We start from the raw sequence: 13,770 nt of genomic DNA on the forward strand, positions 1-13,770 counted from the left end.
GCTGCGGTTGAGCGGGCGCGCTACGGTGGAACGCACGAGCTGGTACCGAGGCAGTGCCCGACTCGGAGCTCGCCCGCGGCACCAGCGCAGGGAACGACGACTGCGGCCTGGCAACGCACCCCTGGGCACACAACCTGGCCACGCCGGACGTGGCCCGGCCCGCCCACCCCGTGGCGATACCGGGGCTCGATTCCACATCGCAGGGAGTTGCCGTCATGGGCACGCCGACCCCGATGGACCACGAAGCCGCCGCCCGGATCACCCGGGCAGCCTGGGAGCGCCCCGACTCCGACACCGCGCACAGCGGCTTCGACGCGCGGGCACGGGAGGCCGCCGACCTCAACGAGGGCGACGACTGGCCGGGCTGGGACGAGGAGGAAGACCCCGCCTGGCCTCAGGGCGTCTTCAACCCGGCCACCGCTCGGCTGATCAGGGCACGGAAGGTCAACGCCGTGGCCTCGCCGCCCGACCTATCGTGATCACGTGCGCCGGGCCGCCAGCCAGCGGGGGCCGGGCCCGGCGCACCCCGACCGCCACGGCTCGGGACGAGAACTCACGCGGACCCAACGGTTGGCCGGCGGCCCCGTAGCGTGACCGCACATGCCGACTCCGCCGCTGCCCGCCGCCGAGTACTACGCGAGCCTGCCCCACGTCATCGCCGGCGCCGGCGCGGTCTTCCACGACCCCGCCGACCGGGTCCTGCTGGTGCAGCCGGCCTACCGGGACGACACCTGGGAGATCCCCGGCGGCGGCGTGGAGGAGGGCGAGTACCCGCAGGAGACCGCTCGGAGGGAGATCGCGGAAGAGCTCGGCCTCGACGCCGGCCTCGGCCGCCTCCTGGTTGTCGACTGGGTGCCCCCGCAGCCGGACGGGCGCCCTGCCCTGGTGAACTTCGTCTTCGACGCCGGGCTGATCTCTCCACGGCAGGTCCGCGAACTGCGTCTGCAGGACAGCGAGCTTCGCGCCTGGCGCCTGTGCACGCCCGAGGACGTCGACACCCTTCTGGCGCCGCACCTGGCCCGCCGTGTCCACGCCGCCACCCGGGCGCGCCGTTCCGGCCGCACCGCCTACCTGCACCACGGCTGGCCTCCCGGCGCACCGTAATCCCCTGCCTCGCGCCGCCTATCGGAGTATCGAACCGTCTCGTTTTCACCGGGTGCATGCCGCCGCGATCATCTCGGGGTGGGCGAAGTCAGGCATTGGATTCGGAGCCGCACACGCCCGCTCCGGTGCGGCCGCAGCCGGCACCGGAGCGGGCGCGATCATGCGTGTCGTCTGCCGGCGGTTCGGGCTACCCGCCGATCTCGTGTGGCACCGGCACCGAGCTCGTCGTCGACGAGACGCCGGTGCCACACGCGGCCACCTGCGGTTTCTCACCGAAGGGTCAGCAGGTTCCCAGCATGCCGTTCAGCGCCGACTTCTCCGCGCTGTCGACGGTCAGGGCGTAGTAGTACTTCACCTGGATCCACGCGCGGGCGTAGGTGCAGCGGAACGAGGCCAGCGACGGCTGCCATTCCGCCGGGTCTTTGTCGCCCTTGGACTGGTTGACGTTGTCGGTGACCGCCCACAGCTCCGGGCCGCCCAGGTCGTTGGCGTACGTCTGGCGCTGGGAGGTCGTCCACGCCCAGGCGCCCGACGCCCACGCCTCGGCGAGCGGGACCATGTGGTCGATGTCCACGTCGGCCGCGGCCGTCCAGGTGGCCCCGTCGTACGGGCTGTACCAGGAGCCCGAGGTGGCCGCGCAGCTGCTGTTGACGACCACGCCGGTGCCGTCGCGCTTGAGGACCTGCTCCCGGGTGTTGCACGCCCCGGTGATGGTGATCCAGTGCGGGAACAGGTCCCGGTCGTAGGTGGAGGCGTGCGACTCGGCAGCGACCGTCAGCGAGTTCAACCGGGTCAGCGCCGTGCTGGCCGAGGGGATGTTGGGCGGGGTCGCACCAGCCGGGACGACGGAGAGCAGCATGGCCGCGAGAACCACGGCTATGACCGCGGCGGCCTTTCTGAGGGCACGAGGGGGCACAACGCACTCCTGACTGACCCCGCCGCGGCCGAAAAGAATTCCGGCACAAGGCACGGCGAAATCTGAAGGAGCCTCGCAGAGCCACAACTTTGACCACACCAGTCGCCGTGCGAATAGGTGGTGAACCTTCGCTTATCTCGGTGGCTGGATTCGAAGAACAGTGTCCTGTGTCCAAAATTGGGGTGAACCTTCGGCAATTCAGCCAACGGCCGGCGGCTCGACGAGCGCGGGCTGCCCCCCGTCGGTCCGTCCCGGGTGGCCCTCGTGCGCGCCAGCGCGCCGCGATCCGGACGCGCGGTCCCGATCCAGGGGGGTGGTGTGAACTCTAGCTAGGGGGCTAGCTAGAGTTCACCTATGGCACGATCCGGACCGAAGATGACGCTGCCGACGCAGCTCGTCCTCCGCGCACTCCTCGAGCGTCCGACACAGCCGATGTACGGGCTCGAGATCAGCCAGGAGGCCGGGCTCGCGACAGGCACAATCCACCCGATCCTCGCCCGGCTGGAGGGCTACGGCTGGCTCACCAGCACCTGGGAGGACATCGACCCCGCGAAGGAAGGCCGACCGCGGCGGCGGTACTACGTGCTCAGCAAGGACGGGGCCGAGCAGGCCCGATATGCGCTCGCGCACGCGCACAGCTCGATCAACCGGATCGGGGCATTGCGCCCGCGAGTCGTTGGGGACGGGATCCGATGAATCCCCGACAGGCAGTTGCGGGGAGCGACCTTGCTCTGAACCTTGCCCGCGAAGTCGCCAATGCCCTCGACCTTGCCTGCGGCCTCACCCGCACTCTCGACCTTGCCGACGCCCTCGCCAGCGCCAGCGACCTAGCCAGCAGCCTCGCCAACGACCTCGACAGCGCCTTCGCCGGTTGCCTCACCAACGACCTCGACAGCGCCCACCGCATCGCCAGCCGTCTCGCCAGTGACCTCGTCAACCGCTTCCCCCTCCACCTCGGCCTCGCCAGCGACCTTCTTCCTAGCCTGGAGCGGTGCCGCAAATCCGCCGACCGCCTTGTCCGCAGCCTGGAGAAGCCGACCTCGGAATTGGCGAGCTCACCGGCCCCAGATAGGGCGATCCGGTCGGCCCCAGATAGGGCGATCCGGTCGGCCCCAGAGCCAGCTAGCCGGCCGCCGGGCAGGACTGTGCGGGCGGTCACCGCTCTCGCGTGCCGACTGTTGTCTGTCGACACCCGCGCTCGGTATGCCCTGGAGTTCCACTCCGAGCTGTTCGAGTTGCCACGTCGATACCGCCTCGGCCACGCCATCCGCATTCTGCGCACTGCACCTGCGATCCAGGCTGGTATTCGCGCTATCCCCATCGCAGAGAGGGAGGGATAGGCCGTGAGCCTGCTGAGCACGCCGGTCTGGCTCCTGGTGGCGCTACTCCTCCTGCTTGTCGTCATCTTGGTCGGGCCGGAGCGCACCTACCAGCGCGCCGTCGGGCTGCTCCAGGCATTCCGTGGGACCGGGCCGGACGGCCAGACGGCGCCAGCGTCCGGTGATGGGCCGTCAGCGCCCCGGCCTCGGGGCTCTGACGGGAGTGCCTCCGCCGACGAACAGAATTGACCTACGCCACGGCGAGAACCCGGTGATGCCGAGTTATCGATCCGATGGCGTGCCGCCCGGCCCGAGTCGTCATCCTCCGGACGGAGGATCCACCTCTTGGATCGTGACGTCCCCGGGACGGGGGTCGCGCCCCATGACGAGACGGTGATGCTCTCGGCCGTGCTCGATACAGGTCGGCAGACGCAGGTCGCCGTCCACGAAGGACCGGTCGCCCGACAGCGGACTGTCCGTCGGCACCGATCCGTGCGCGGGCCGCGCACACCGGCTCACGCCGCACTCGCCGTAGTCGATCATGAGAGACGATCCTTCCATACGGGCACTGCAGCTCCGCGCCGACTCGACCCCGACGTCCGCAGCCAGCCGGATCGTCCAGTTCACGCACAGACTGGGTCGCGCTCAACCACCCGATCTCAGCTACATGGGAAGATCGTCTATATGAGCGCGGACCTGGAACGGATCGCCGGCTCGCTGCAGCAGCGCAACGCCCTCGACGCCCAGATCGCCGCCGTCATCGATCGGCCGATGACGGCCGGGCACCTTGGTGAGTGGATCGCGGCGCGCGTCTTCGGGGTGGAGCTCGAACCGTCGGCGACGGCCACTGCGATCGACGGCCGCTTCACCTCCGGCCCGTTGCAAGGGCGGACCGTGAACGTGAAGTTGTACCTCAAGCGGGAGAACCTGCTTGACGTCACCGAGTCACCGGCGCTGGACTACTACCTCGTCTTCACTGGTCCAGCGTCCACGGCGGGGTCGTCGCGCGGTGGAACCCGCCCCTGGAGCATCGCGGCGGTCTACCTGTTCAGACGCCCAGCGGGTGTTCCACGAGCTCCGAGCTCGCGGCGTCAAGGCGGGGGTGGCGGCGAGCGTGCGGGCCGCGCGGTGAGAGGCGGCCGAGATCTTCCCGCGGGCGAACAACGACCTGCTGACGGTCGACCCGGAACAGGAGCGACTTCTGCGCCTGTTCCGGGTCGGCGGTGAGCAGTCCTCCCTGACAGGCCGTTGGCGACGCCGCCTGCGCTGCCTCCAACGCCGTGACGCAGCCGCGGAGAAGTCGCCGACTCACCTGATGCGTGCTCACCGGAGTGTCGGTCACCCCGAGCGGGTCGCCTTCCGGTTCCGCCCGACCAGGACTGCGGCGAGCTCGATCAGCCGGTCGGCGTAGGCGAGCGTGTAGGTGCGGCCGCCGGCGCCCCAGGGCAGCCCGGCGAAGGCGAGCAGGCCGGCGAAGAGCACGAGCAGCAGCGCGGGCAGCGCGCCGGCGATCGGCTGGACGAGCTCGCGTAGCCCGGTGAGCCAGGGCGAGGGCATGGAGATATCTCCTCTATCCGAAACTCTTCATAGGGGTTACGGGTCGTGCTCTGTCGTCGTGGGCGCGCAGAGCGCCGGGGCTACCGGTCGGGATGGGGAAGCTGGGCGGCGCGTAGCTCACGGGCGGTGCGGGTCGCGGTGGCGCGCACGCATAGCGCCCACCAGAGCAGTCGCCAGCCCCGGTAGTGGCTACGGTGGTCGGCCCATTCCTCGGCGAACCGTTCCCGGACCGGGCCGGGCAGGGCGCTGGCGGCCTGCCCGAGGAGGTGGCTGGTGATCTGGTTCGTGAGTCCGGCCGCGGGCGCCTGAGGGACGTCCTCACCGCGGTAACAGCGGATCCGTTGCAGAAGCGACCGGGTGTGATTCCTTCGCTCCGCACACGCTGCCAAGAACCGCCGCGCCAAAACATGGGCAGCAGTGCTGCCGGCGGCACCGACGCCAGCGACAACGGAAGCGAGGATGGAGGTGGTAATGATGCTGGCGACGAATCTGGCGACGACGGTGACGCCGACGGCATTGATGCCGACAGCGGCGGTGATGATGCCGGCAGCGGCGACTGCGAGGGGCCTGCCGGTCATGTGATGCCCACCTGAGGCTCGATAGCCGAGGATGCGACGCCAAGCCTGCCAAGAGCGGTCGCTACCGCGTCTCTCGCAGCGGTCGCACCGTGGCCGGTGAGCCGGTACATTCGCCGCCGCGGCCGCTCCAGCTCGGCGGGTTCGCCCTCCTCCCAGTAGCTGGCCAGCCAGCCGGCAACCTCCAACCGGGCAAGGATCGGGTAGATCGTTCCAGAGGGGAAGCCGGAGGCCTTGGCAAGGTCGAACCCGTAGTAGTCGGCGGTCGGGTTATCCAACATCAGCCGGAGGACTGCCGCGGTAGGCAGCGTGATCCGCGGCCCGGACTGTCGACGCTTCCCCATGCCGCACAGCGTACCCGAAACTCTTCATAGGGGTGCAAGCTCGAACGACGAGCCGCCGGCCGTCGGTGTCGACCAAGGACCCCGTCCTCACGCTCGAGGCTCTACGTTCCCGGCGTGAACCCGGGCTCCAGGAGGGTCCCAATCTCGACGCCGCCGCTGCCGTAGACGAGCGTGTCGCTGTCCCAGTGCAGCTCGACGTCGTCGAGCCCATGGTTGCGGACCATCCAGTCGTAGTTCCGTAGAGCGATACGGGTCTCCTCGCTCATACGGGAACCCGCTGGCGGCGGGGGTCCGTCGCCGCCCCACTGGGTGAGTTTTTCGGTGGGGCGGCGACGCGCAGGCGCAGTGGAGTCGCCACCGACACGGGGCGCCAGCGACCACTCCTTCGCCTGGTGCACGCCAAGGCGTTGCGTCCACAGGGCATGGGTGCCATGCACCATCAGCGCCCATCCCTCCTGGTCCAGCAGGCACAGCTCGCCCACTCCGAATCGGCCCAGGAGGCGGGCGGCGAGATCCGGGCCGAATCCCCAGTGGTCGCCGGTGAATGGGGCGAGGAAGGACGGGCAGGTGAACACCCACAGCCGTCCGTACCCGTCCCAGTCGGTGTGGGTGTAGTCGAGTGCCTGGGCGGCCCATCGGGTGAAGTTCATGGTGTCGAACGACCGCTGTGCAGCGATCTTGAACTCGACGCCGAACGCCGGGCGTCGTCCCTCCAGGCCGATGGGTCACGCGGACGCAGGACCGCGTCTAGGCGGAGCCGGCGGTTCGAGCAGTGCGTCCCGGGAACCTCCCGGTCCGCCACGAACCAGGGGTCGAGCTGATCGAGTACCCGGTCGACCAGGGCAGCCTCGTTCGAAAAATGGCGGGATCATGCACACGGCTGGCGGTACCACTTGTATGACATCATCCAGGTTTGTACGACCCCCCGTGACCTCGTCTGGACGAAGGGCAGCCTTCGACCCAGTTGACGCCGGATGATCCGTTTACGGAAGGTCAACACCAGCGCCGCCGCACCGCACCTACTCTGACCGCGCGTCGGACTGCAGCGGGGGTGTATCCCGGCGCGCCGATAATCGGCAACCGTCCTGAATGCCACCGATCGAGACAACCCGGTCACCCGATGGCGTACAACCTGCCTATGGCCGACAACGAGGAAGCAGCCCGATGGTCCGATCGACGCTGGTTGCGAATCATGATGGGGCCGCCGCGGCAGCTGGGGCACTTGTTGCCCTGCTAGCACGCCTACCCTGGGTGCGCGAGCGAGTATCGTTATATGAGTTATGAAGCCTTATCGCGGACCACTTTCCCCTAATTTGCGCCGGTGGTGTGAGGATGCACTGCGTGATGAACGTCGCACGGTGATCTTTCGGCTCGCCTTCGGTGTCGATCTAACCGATGTTTCGAATCAGCTCGCCGCACTCGGCGTGACCGTCCCGCCTGATCCAGCCGAAACACCAGGAGCGGAGTCGATTGTTGGGATCGCTACCCCCGCTGCTTTAGTGCGCGCCGCCGAGCAGCCATGGCTGATCGGCATCGAGGAGTCGCGCCAGTCATACCCCCGATGACAGTAATCGTCAGGCATCACTCCGACTTGTCGGCTACCTTGAGTAATGAGAACATCACAACTGGGAGGTGGGGTGGCGTAGCCACAGTACGTCCATGCCGCGAATTTCCGAGATGTCCATATCTCAAGCGCCCGAGTGGGAGCTGTCATGGAAGCAGTCAGAACGAAGCTCAACGCGATGCTCACGTCGATGACTAGCGCTGCCACAGCCCCGGAGCCACCGGACGAGTCTCCTGCCGCCCGGCTCCTCGCTCACGCCCTGTCCGCTTCACCACGATTTGAGGCCCCGAAGGAGTTCGTCCCACCACCGATTCCCACCACGCTTCCGATTAAGTTGGTGACACACTCCGACGGGATCGGCGCCGCTGACGCCTGGATCAGAGAACATGGCGACAGGGTGCCAAGCGATGGAACAAACGACGCCACAAATGATGGCGCTTTTGCGGTCCTGCTTGGCCTGGTCCCTCCGTCCGCACTCGCGGAACTTGATGATAAACCTTGGGCGGTGCGAGTAGAGGCTCCGCGAATTCTGCATACCAAAATGGACAAAGCACGCGGAGCGGCCACAGGGCTGGACGACGCGCTAGCGAGAATTCCCGGTGGGCTTACCGGTGATGGCGTGCTCGTTGCGGTCGTCGATACCGGGGTTGACTGGAGTCATCCCGACTTCTGTCACGACAACGAGTCAAGCCGTATCGAAAAATTCGTGTACGCCCACCGACTCAACGGAGCCACCAGTACTACCTATGAAATCTATAGTCAGAATGATATTAACGGTGCGTTGACTGGGTCAAATAAGATCCCGGAAGGAGACCTTAAAGGACACGGAACGCACTGCGCCTCCATTGCCGCAGGCAATGGCCGAGGCGCCGCCGGCTGCCAGTACCGCGGTGTAGCTCCCAATGCTGCGATCATGGCCGTACGCAGCGAACCACTATACGACGACCATACAATGAGAGGGATCGCGGATGCGTTTAACCTCGCTGCAGGTCGGCCGGCCGTTGTCAGCTTGAGTCTTGGCACCAATCTTGGTTCGCATGATGGGACTTCGGCGCTCGAACTTGCGATAATGCGACAAAGTGGACCAGGTCGGATAGTCGTTGTGTCGGCCGGTAATGAAGGCGAGGACGCGATACATTCCCAAGGTCAACTTGTAGAAGGACAAGATCTTGTCATACCGTTCCGAATCTCCGACACAAATCTAGAATACGTCGACGTATGGATCCCTAGAGGGGACGATGTAGACATCTTTGTTGAAACGCCCCGGGGTATTTCGCATCAACCGACTGGCGACATTGTAACGACCGCCGATGGCGCCTTTCGGGCCGACTTTATCGAAAATCCTATAAATCGTGACCAAAACCTATTTGTTCAGCTTGCCGGCGGCAGGATTGACGACGTCTGGTCGATTCGGATCCGACCGCTCACCGTCATGCATGGAGAGGTGCATGCCTGGGCGGAAACTGCAAATCCCTACACGTCCCGACATATATTCCGTCGGCCTTCTCCAGGTTACTCTGTTGGTACTCCGGCCACCTCGGAGCGCTGCATCGCTGTCGGTTCCTCTATCAGTAAGACCGGCTACCTAGGCAGGCTCGGTAATGTTAACTCTGCCGGACTCACCGTCGGCCACATGTCCGGTTTTTCTAGCGTGGGACCGACTCGCGCGGGGATTCTTAAGCCAGACATCGCGGCCCCAGGGCAATTTATTACTGCCGCTCTGGCCGATGGCAGCGAAATGGCTATGAGACCTGACTATGCGGAGTTGATCCACCCGACCGCGCCGTATATCACGATCCAGGGCACCAGCATGGCAGCACCGTTCATTGCTGGCCTTATCGCGCTAATGCTGCAACGGGAACCAAAGCTCACCCCGGAGGAAATTCGGCATCGGTTCCGGGTCACATCCCGCAGAGATCAGGTGACCGGTCCGGTGTGGAACCCTCGGTTCGGTCTGGGCAAGATCGATGCCGCCGCCCTCCTCAACTACAGAGGAGGACATCTGTGAGCTGTATGCAGGAATTGCATCCACGGCTCGGGGCAGAGAGGGTGGTTGTACGCCCGGCGGGTCACGCCGGGATGCCGGGCGAGCACGGCCTCTCTTGGACCTGCGCGTCGAGCTGAAGGTGAACCGATAGGCGCGGAGAATCGCGGTGGCGGCCGGCATTGAGATCACGCCACCGCGAGAAGTCTGCGGGCCGTGATGACCAGAAACAGCGGGTACCGGGTGGTCGTGGTCGTCAGGCTCCCGTCGGAATGCCTGCCAGCACCGCAGCCGCCCGAGGGGACTGCACTCCAGCCGCAAGTCCAGCACTCGCCTGCGCAACATAGCTCGCTGCCTGGTCGGCGTCGCCGGCTGCGGCATGCGCCTCGGCGAGATAGGCCTGCGTCAGCACCACGTCGCGCGGATAGTCAGCCATCGCGGCGACCTTCGGGGTGAGAACACCGATCGCCTGACGTGGCTCGCCGACCATCGCCAGGGCCCGGCTGTTCTCCAGGCACATCGGGAAATCGGCCGCCTCGCCCATCCAGTACACGCCCATGGCGGGGCCTCGGCGACCCGGGCGCGCTCGTACACTCGGATGCTACGCGGGCCTCCACCTCCGCCAGATCATCGCGCACGAAACTCCACCCCAGCGTCGAGTTCGATAACTGAGTCTGTTTGCCGGACAATCTGTCAGGTGTATGAATATACGGGGATCTGGAACATGTATCCGGCTGCGGCATGCCCCCAGCCTGAGTTTCCCGGGCAGATGCCTCGGTTGGGCTGATATCCGTCGAAATACATTGAGCTGCACTTGAAACAGAATCGCCATGCGGCCTGGGTATAGGCTGGCTGCGGGTTGATGTCATGAGGCATAAGATATTGAACAATGCGAACGAAGTCGTGGCCGTATGCGCTGTTGGCGCATGGTCCACGGAAATCGTCGTAGTACAGGACCGCGCAATTTGCACATTGCATCCAGGCGCTCTGCCGTTCCGAGGTTTCGCCGGCGTGTCTAATATTGCTAGTGGTGTATGGAAGATGGAATTTCCATCCCTGGACAACGTGCACGCCGCCGGCAGAGCATGCATTTCCGACCATTGGGTCGAGGTTAATTCGCACCAAGCTGAAGCATCTGTTGCAGAAGCGCCAGTCCTGTTGAATTGGATTCGTCAATGTCCATGCCGCGGCCGGTGTTGCCGATATCACGGTTGAGGCAACAGCCGCCGCGCTTAGGCCCGTTGCCAGAACAGCCCGCCGCGACACGCTGCTGGAAGTCTCATTCGCAAGCACTGACTACCCCTCCTGGTTTGGATATCGTTTGTCGTCCGATCTCATTGTGATCTATCGAAATCGGATGTGTGCGGACATTCCGCGGACGCGCCAGAGTCGCTGCCATATCGGGACGGAGCCAGATCTGCTGCCGCATTCCGAGCGAGGGTAGCCGCCGTATAACAGGTTGGAGAACTGTCGCTCAGGGCTGTTTTGCCCTGGTGGCACAGGCTCGAGCCGCCGGCCGGGACAGCGGCCGGCGTCGGTAAACGCCGGGTGCGGCTACCGACGCCGGCTACATGCCTGCCCAGCCCGCAGGGTTCGTCGAGGGTCATGGGGGTACACGATCTGCTACCTGGCGGCAGCCGTCCGCCGAGCGGGGCGACCGGGCGTCCCGCGAAACCGAATGTCCGAGTCCGTCCGATCTTGGCTTGCCGTCAACCGATCGCCGTCGTATAGGCGCTGCGCCGAGCCCCCCGGGGCGAGAGGGCGAGTGGCCGTGCCGGGTCAGTCGCCGCGTGGCCTGTGGGCGAGACCATCGGCAAGCCTGCCCAGGACCGCCGCAGTACGCGGCGACTGAACGCCACCTGCCAGACCAGACCGAGCCAGGTCAGCGAACGTCGCTGCCTCGTCTTGGTCGCCAGCGAGGTGATGCGCCTCAGCGAGGTACGCCTGCGTCAGCACGACGTCGCGTGGATAGTCGGCCAGCCCAGGGAGCTGCGCGGTCAGGACCTCGACAGCCCGGTGTGGCTCACCGACCATCATCAGCCCCCGGCCGTTCTCCAGCACCATCGGGAACTCGGCACCCTCGGCCATCCAGTAGGCCCACGGCGGGCCGTCACCCGCGCGGGCGCTGTCCAGGATCGCGGTGCCACGAGCGAACGTGGCCCGGAAGCCGGCGGCGTCCCCAGCCGCCGCGCGGGTGCGCGCCTCCAGCCCGGTCACGATGGCCTGGACCATCTGCGAGGCGGCGTCACGCAGGCCGACCTGAGCGGACTCGAAGATGGTCACGGCCTCCGCAAGCGCGCGGCACAGTCGCCTCTCCCGACGACGGATCTGGATCAAGTGGCAAGATCGTGGCCATGACGGCCTTTCGCTCGCCTCGGCTCGAATCGCTCCTCAGATTGCGATGGGACCAAGCTTCGTATGCGCAAGTGGCTGGCCTGGTCGGAGCCCAGGCGCCCGAAGCGCCAGATCTGGATTTCAAGGTCGGCCACTACCAGCTTCCACCCGGGACGCCCAGGGATGCCCAGGAGCGCAAGAGGTTCGAATTGGCAAAAGACGTCGCGGCCATGGCCAACAGCGCCGGAGGCCTCCTTATCGTCGGGATAGGCGAGGACGATCAGGCTCGCGCAGCGAGGGTCGCGGATGTGCCGATCACCGATGGCCACAAACGGTGGGTTGACGACGTCGTCTCTTCATGGATCTATCCCCGCCCCGCTGCCGAGGCGCGAAGTGTGGAGAACCCCGATGATCCCGGTCGGGGGTTCCTGCTCATCGCCGTTCCGTGGAGCCCCTCCGGGCCCCACGCGGTTACTGGATCAGGCGGTGCACTGACGTATCCTCGCCGCTCCGGAACTACCACAACCTACCTGTCGGAGATGGAGGTCTCGCAGGCGTATAGGAATCGCTTCATAGGCTTCGGGAGACAAAAAGGCGAGCTGGAAATGGTGCACGAGGAACTGATGAAACTTCTCGCCAATGAGTCGATCTACGATGGAGTCCGGGTTATTATCTCGCTCGTTCCGGACATTCCCGGTTACTTTCGGGTGGATGCGGATTCTTTCAATTCCTTCAGGTCGGAGGTCGTGGGAGATCTCCCGCTCGTAGGGGGAAGCAAGAAGAGCTCCTTGGTGTCCCACTATCTGAGAAGGGGTCGGTTTATCGCTCACGGCGGATACTCGTCGGTGAGGGAACCGGCGTGTATCCTGCATTCCACTGGAGCTGGCACCGTAGCCATTCCGGTCGAATCCAGGGAAGTTCCAGCGGATGCAAGCTATCAGGTATCTGACGAGGACGTAGTTGACGCCATACTCGGGAGCCTACGATTCTTGGCGCGCCACGCACGTGATCGAGCGGCAACCGGCGGTGTTGCTGCCGTGCAGGCACAAATCGAGACAACTGGCGGTGATCTTAGCCTGGCGAGCATCGGCACGTTCGCTAGTCAGCTCGGAAATGCCAGACTTGACTATCCTCCCGTGGCAGACGGAGTGGCTTCAATTGATGATTTGGCCGTGGATGGCCCTTCGCTTGTCACCGCTACTCACACTCTCGTCGCCGCGTTGTTCCAGGAATTCGGTCTAGCTGAGCCGTCGCAGATCACTCGTGACGGCGAGATTCGGCGTGGTGGGTGGCTGCCGATTCGATGGCGTAATCACTACATGGCCTGGGCGCAGGAATCCGGAGTCACCGTGATCGACGGATAGGGGTGAGATCATTCCCGATACGCTCGCGGCGGGTTTCAGCTCGTCGCGGTCGATCTCTGCGGCCAGGTGTTCTCGTAGCAGCACCGCTGGGTAGCCCGCCGCTCGGCGCTGCTGGTCACTTCGAGCATGGTGTCGCTCACGGCCCGGCCCCCGCTCGGCGTTGGACGGGCCGCAAAGCGGACACTGGTCCTCATGGTGGCACCAACCCGGAAGCAGCTCGACAGCTGGATCGAAGACATGCAAGGCCTGTACGCCATCCTGGTCAACGATCCGACCGATGTCTCCGCAGCGCGGGAGGCGGTGGCGAACCTGTGGTCAGAGTACGGTGACCCGGACATGCCTGCCGACGTCGCAGACATGCTCATTCAGGCCATCGAGATCGGCTACGCCGCCGCGCTGCGTGATGTGCGTGACGGCGACTTCGACGACGACATCCGTGAATGGCGTCCGGACCTGGCGGATTAGCTGAGCGAGTCGGAGAGGATCACGTGCCCAGTCCACGCTTTAGCCTCACCTGCTGTTTGTGCAAGGGCGCCATCGGTCGGAGAGGAGACGTCTTCGCTCTCGACGCCGAATGGCAACGCAGATTCCCCCGCATGATAGGTGTCATAGCCCAATACCGCTTAGTTAAGCCGCGCGGGCGAGGATGATCGTAGGTGGCCGATCATGGCGGGTGCCGGTATCTGTTGGGCGTTTGACCCGGTAGGCG

Annotated in this window: 16 protein-coding genes; 9 read left to right on the top strand and 7 right to left on the bottom strand. The window is 65.5% G+C overall.

Going from position 1 to position 13,770, the window contains the following annotated elements; genetic code table 11:
- Nucleotides 1-215 precede the first annotated feature (215 nt).
- A complete protein-coding gene (locus B056_RS44925) occupies nucleotides 216-479 on the top strand; it encodes a hypothetical protein (protein WP_018505349.1) in 264 nt (87 codons plus the stop codon).
- A gap of 121 nt (nucleotides 480-600) precedes the next feature.
- Nucleotides 601-1,104 carry an NUDIX domain-containing protein gene (locus tag B056_RS0129035; RefSeq protein WP_018505350.1) on the top strand — a complete coding sequence of 168 codons (504 nt, stop codon included), beginning with the start codon at nucleotides 601-603 and terminating at the stop codon, nucleotides 1,102-1,104.
- A 280-nt stretch (nucleotides 1,105-1,384) separates the two neighbouring features.
- Here the strand turns inward: B056_RS0129035 and B056_RS0129040 are convergent, their stop codons facing one another.
- A complete protein-coding gene (locus B056_RS0129040; protein ID WP_407672434.1) occupies nucleotides 1,385-1,963 on the bottom strand; it encodes an HNH endonuclease family protein in 579 nt (192 codons plus the stop codon).
- A 411-nt stretch (nucleotides 1,964-2,374) separates the two neighbouring features.
- Between B056_RS0129040 and B056_RS0129045 the strand changes: the two genes are divergently transcribed.
- From B056_RS0129045 to B056_RS38410, 3 genes are all read left to right on the top strand, one after another.
- Complete coding sequence (locus tag B056_RS0129045) at nucleotides 2,375-2,716, top strand: PadR family transcriptional regulator (RefSeq protein ID WP_020572769.1); 342 nt, start codon at nucleotides 2,375-2,377, stop codon at nucleotides 2,714-2,716.
- A complete protein-coding gene (locus tag B056_RS0129050; RefSeq protein WP_018505353.1) occupies nucleotides 2,713-3,360 on the top strand; it encodes a hypothetical protein in 648 nt (215 codons plus the stop codon). The genes B056_RS0129045 and B056_RS0129050 overlap by 4 nt, the downstream gene beginning before the upstream one ends.
- 663 nt (nucleotides 3,361-4,023) lie before the next feature.
- On the top strand, nucleotides 4,024-4,566 hold the full coding sequence (locus B056_RS38410; protein WP_063826673.1) for a hypothetical protein: 543 nt from the start codon (nucleotides 4,024-4,026) through the stop codon (nucleotides 4,564-4,566).
- Between the two features lie 111 nt (nucleotides 4,567-4,677).
- Here B056_RS38410 and B056_RS0129065 read toward each other — a convergent pair whose 3' ends face one another.
- The 4 genes from B056_RS0129065 to B056_RS39785 all read right to left on the bottom strand — a co-directional run bounded on the left by B056_RS0129065 (nucleotide 4,678) and on the right by B056_RS39785 (nucleotide 6,465).
- Nucleotides 4,678-4,896, bottom strand: coding sequence for a hypothetical protein (locus B056_RS0129065; RefSeq protein WP_018505358.1), 219 nt, complete (start codon nucleotides 4,894-4,896; stop codon nucleotides 4,678-4,680).
- 80 nt (nucleotides 4,897-4,976) lie between these two features.
- Nucleotides 4,977-5,474: a hypothetical protein gene (locus B056_RS0129070; protein ID WP_018505359.1), complete on the bottom strand. Its 498-nt coding sequence runs from the start codon at nucleotides 5,472-5,474 to the stop codon at nucleotides 4,977-4,979.
- On the bottom strand, nucleotides 5,471-5,815 hold the full coding sequence (locus B056_RS0129075) for a PadR family transcriptional regulator (protein WP_035753155.1): 345 nt from the start codon (nucleotides 5,813-5,815) through the stop codon (nucleotides 5,471-5,473). The genes B056_RS0129070 and B056_RS0129075 overlap by 4 nt, the downstream gene beginning before the upstream one ends.
- 101 nt (nucleotides 5,816-5,916) lie before the next feature.
- Nucleotides 5,917-6,465 carry a hypothetical protein gene (locus tag B056_RS39785; protein WP_018505361.1) on the bottom strand — a complete coding sequence of 183 codons (549 nt, stop codon included), beginning with the start codon at nucleotides 6,463-6,465 and terminating at the stop codon, nucleotides 5,917-5,919.
- A 708-nt stretch (nucleotides 6,466-7,173) separates the two neighbouring features.
- Between B056_RS39785 and B056_RS43200 the strand changes: the two genes are divergently transcribed.
- Both B056_RS43200 and B056_RS41175 read left to right on the top strand, forming a co-directional pair.
- Nucleotides 7,174-7,380, top strand: a complete 207-nt coding sequence (locus B056_RS43200) for a hypothetical protein (RefSeq protein WP_154677296.1) — start codon at nucleotides 7,174-7,176, stop codon at nucleotides 7,378-7,380.
- A gap of 336 nt (nucleotides 7,381-7,716) precedes the next feature.
- Nucleotides 7,717-9,387: a S8 family serine peptidase gene (locus B056_RS41175; protein WP_230203246.1), complete on the top strand. Its 1,671-nt coding sequence runs from the start codon at nucleotides 7,717-7,719 to the stop codon at nucleotides 9,385-9,387.
- A gap of 232 nt (nucleotides 9,388-9,619) precedes the next feature.
- Here the strand turns inward: B056_RS41175 and B056_RS0129085 are convergent, their stop codons facing one another.
- On the bottom strand, nucleotides 9,620-9,922 hold the full coding sequence (locus B056_RS0129085; RefSeq protein WP_018505362.1) for a hypothetical protein: 303 nt from the start codon (nucleotides 9,920-9,922) through the stop codon (nucleotides 9,620-9,622).
- A gap of 1,220 nt (nucleotides 9,923-11,142) precedes the next feature.
- A complete protein-coding gene (locus B056_RS0129090; protein WP_154677297.1) occupies nucleotides 11,143-11,646 on the bottom strand; it encodes a hypothetical protein in 504 nt (167 codons plus the stop codon).
- A gap of 143 nt (nucleotides 11,647-11,789) precedes the next feature.
- Between B056_RS0129090 and B056_RS43205 the strand changes: the two genes are divergently transcribed.
- Both B056_RS43205 and B056_RS0129095 read left to right on the top strand, forming a co-directional pair.
- The gene (locus tag B056_RS43205) at nucleotides 11,790-13,061 is read left to right on the top strand and encodes an AlbA family DNA-binding domain-containing protein (protein ID WP_154677298.1); all 1,272 of its coding nucleotides are present in this window, start codon (nucleotides 11,790-11,792) and stop codon (nucleotides 13,059-13,061) included.
- A 192-nt stretch (nucleotides 13,062-13,253) separates the two neighbouring features.
- The gene (locus B056_RS0129095; protein ID WP_018505364.1) at nucleotides 13,254-13,526 is read left to right on the top strand and encodes a hypothetical protein; all 273 of its coding nucleotides are present in this window, start codon (nucleotides 13,254-13,256) and stop codon (nucleotides 13,524-13,526) included.
- Nucleotides 13,527-13,770: the final 244 nt, after the last annotated feature.

Origin of the sequence: Parafrankia discariae, from assembly GCF_000373365.1 — a bacterium.
Classification (GTDB): Bacteria; Actinomycetota; Actinomycetes; order Frankiales; family Frankiaceae; genus Parafrankia; species Parafrankia discariae.

Coding starts and splice junctions, on each gene's coding strand:
- B056_RS0129065 (WP_018505358.1), bottom strand. CDS start 4,896: ATGCCCTCGCCCTGGCTCACCGGGCTACGCGAGCTCGTCCAGCCGATC.
- B056_RS0129085 (WP_018505362.1), bottom strand. CDS start 9,922: ATGGGCGTGTACTGGATGGGCGAGGCGGCCGATTTCCCGATGTGCCTG.
- B056_RS0129035 (WP_018505350.1), top strand. CDS start 601: ATGCCGACTCCGCCGCTGCCCGCCGCCGAGTACTACGCGAGCCTGCCC.
- B056_RS39785 (WP_018505361.1), bottom strand. CDS start 6,465: ATGAACTTCACCCGATGGGCCGCCCAGGCACTCGACTACACCCACACC.
- B056_RS0129040 (WP_407672434.1), bottom strand. CDS start 1,963: ATGCTGCTCTCCGTCGTCCCGGCTGGTGCGACCCCGCCCAACATCCCC.
- B056_RS0129075 (WP_035753155.1), bottom strand. CDS start 5,815: ATGGGGAAGCGTCGACAGTCCGGGCCGCGGATCACGCTGCCTACCGCG.
- B056_RS0129045 (WP_020572769.1), top strand. CDS start 2,375: ATGGCACGATCCGGACCGAAGATGACGCTGCCGACGCAGCTCGTCCTC.
- B056_RS44925 (WP_018505349.1), top strand. CDS start 216: ATGGGCACGCCGACCCCGATGGACCACGAAGCCGCCGCCCGGATCACC.
- B056_RS0129095 (WP_018505364.1), top strand. CDS start 13,254: ATGGTGGCACCAACCCGGAAGCAGCTCGACAGCTGGATCGAAGACATG.
- B056_RS0129070 (WP_018505359.1), bottom strand. CDS start 5,474: ATGACCGGCAGGCCCCTCGCAGTCGCCGCTGCCGGCATCATCACCGCC.
- B056_RS38410 (WP_063826673.1), top strand. CDS start 4,024: ATGAGCGCGGACCTGGAACGGATCGCCGGCTCGCTGCAGCAGCGCAAC.
- B056_RS0129050 (WP_018505353.1), top strand. CDS start 2,713: ATGAATCCCCGACAGGCAGTTGCGGGGAGCGACCTTGCTCTGAACCTT.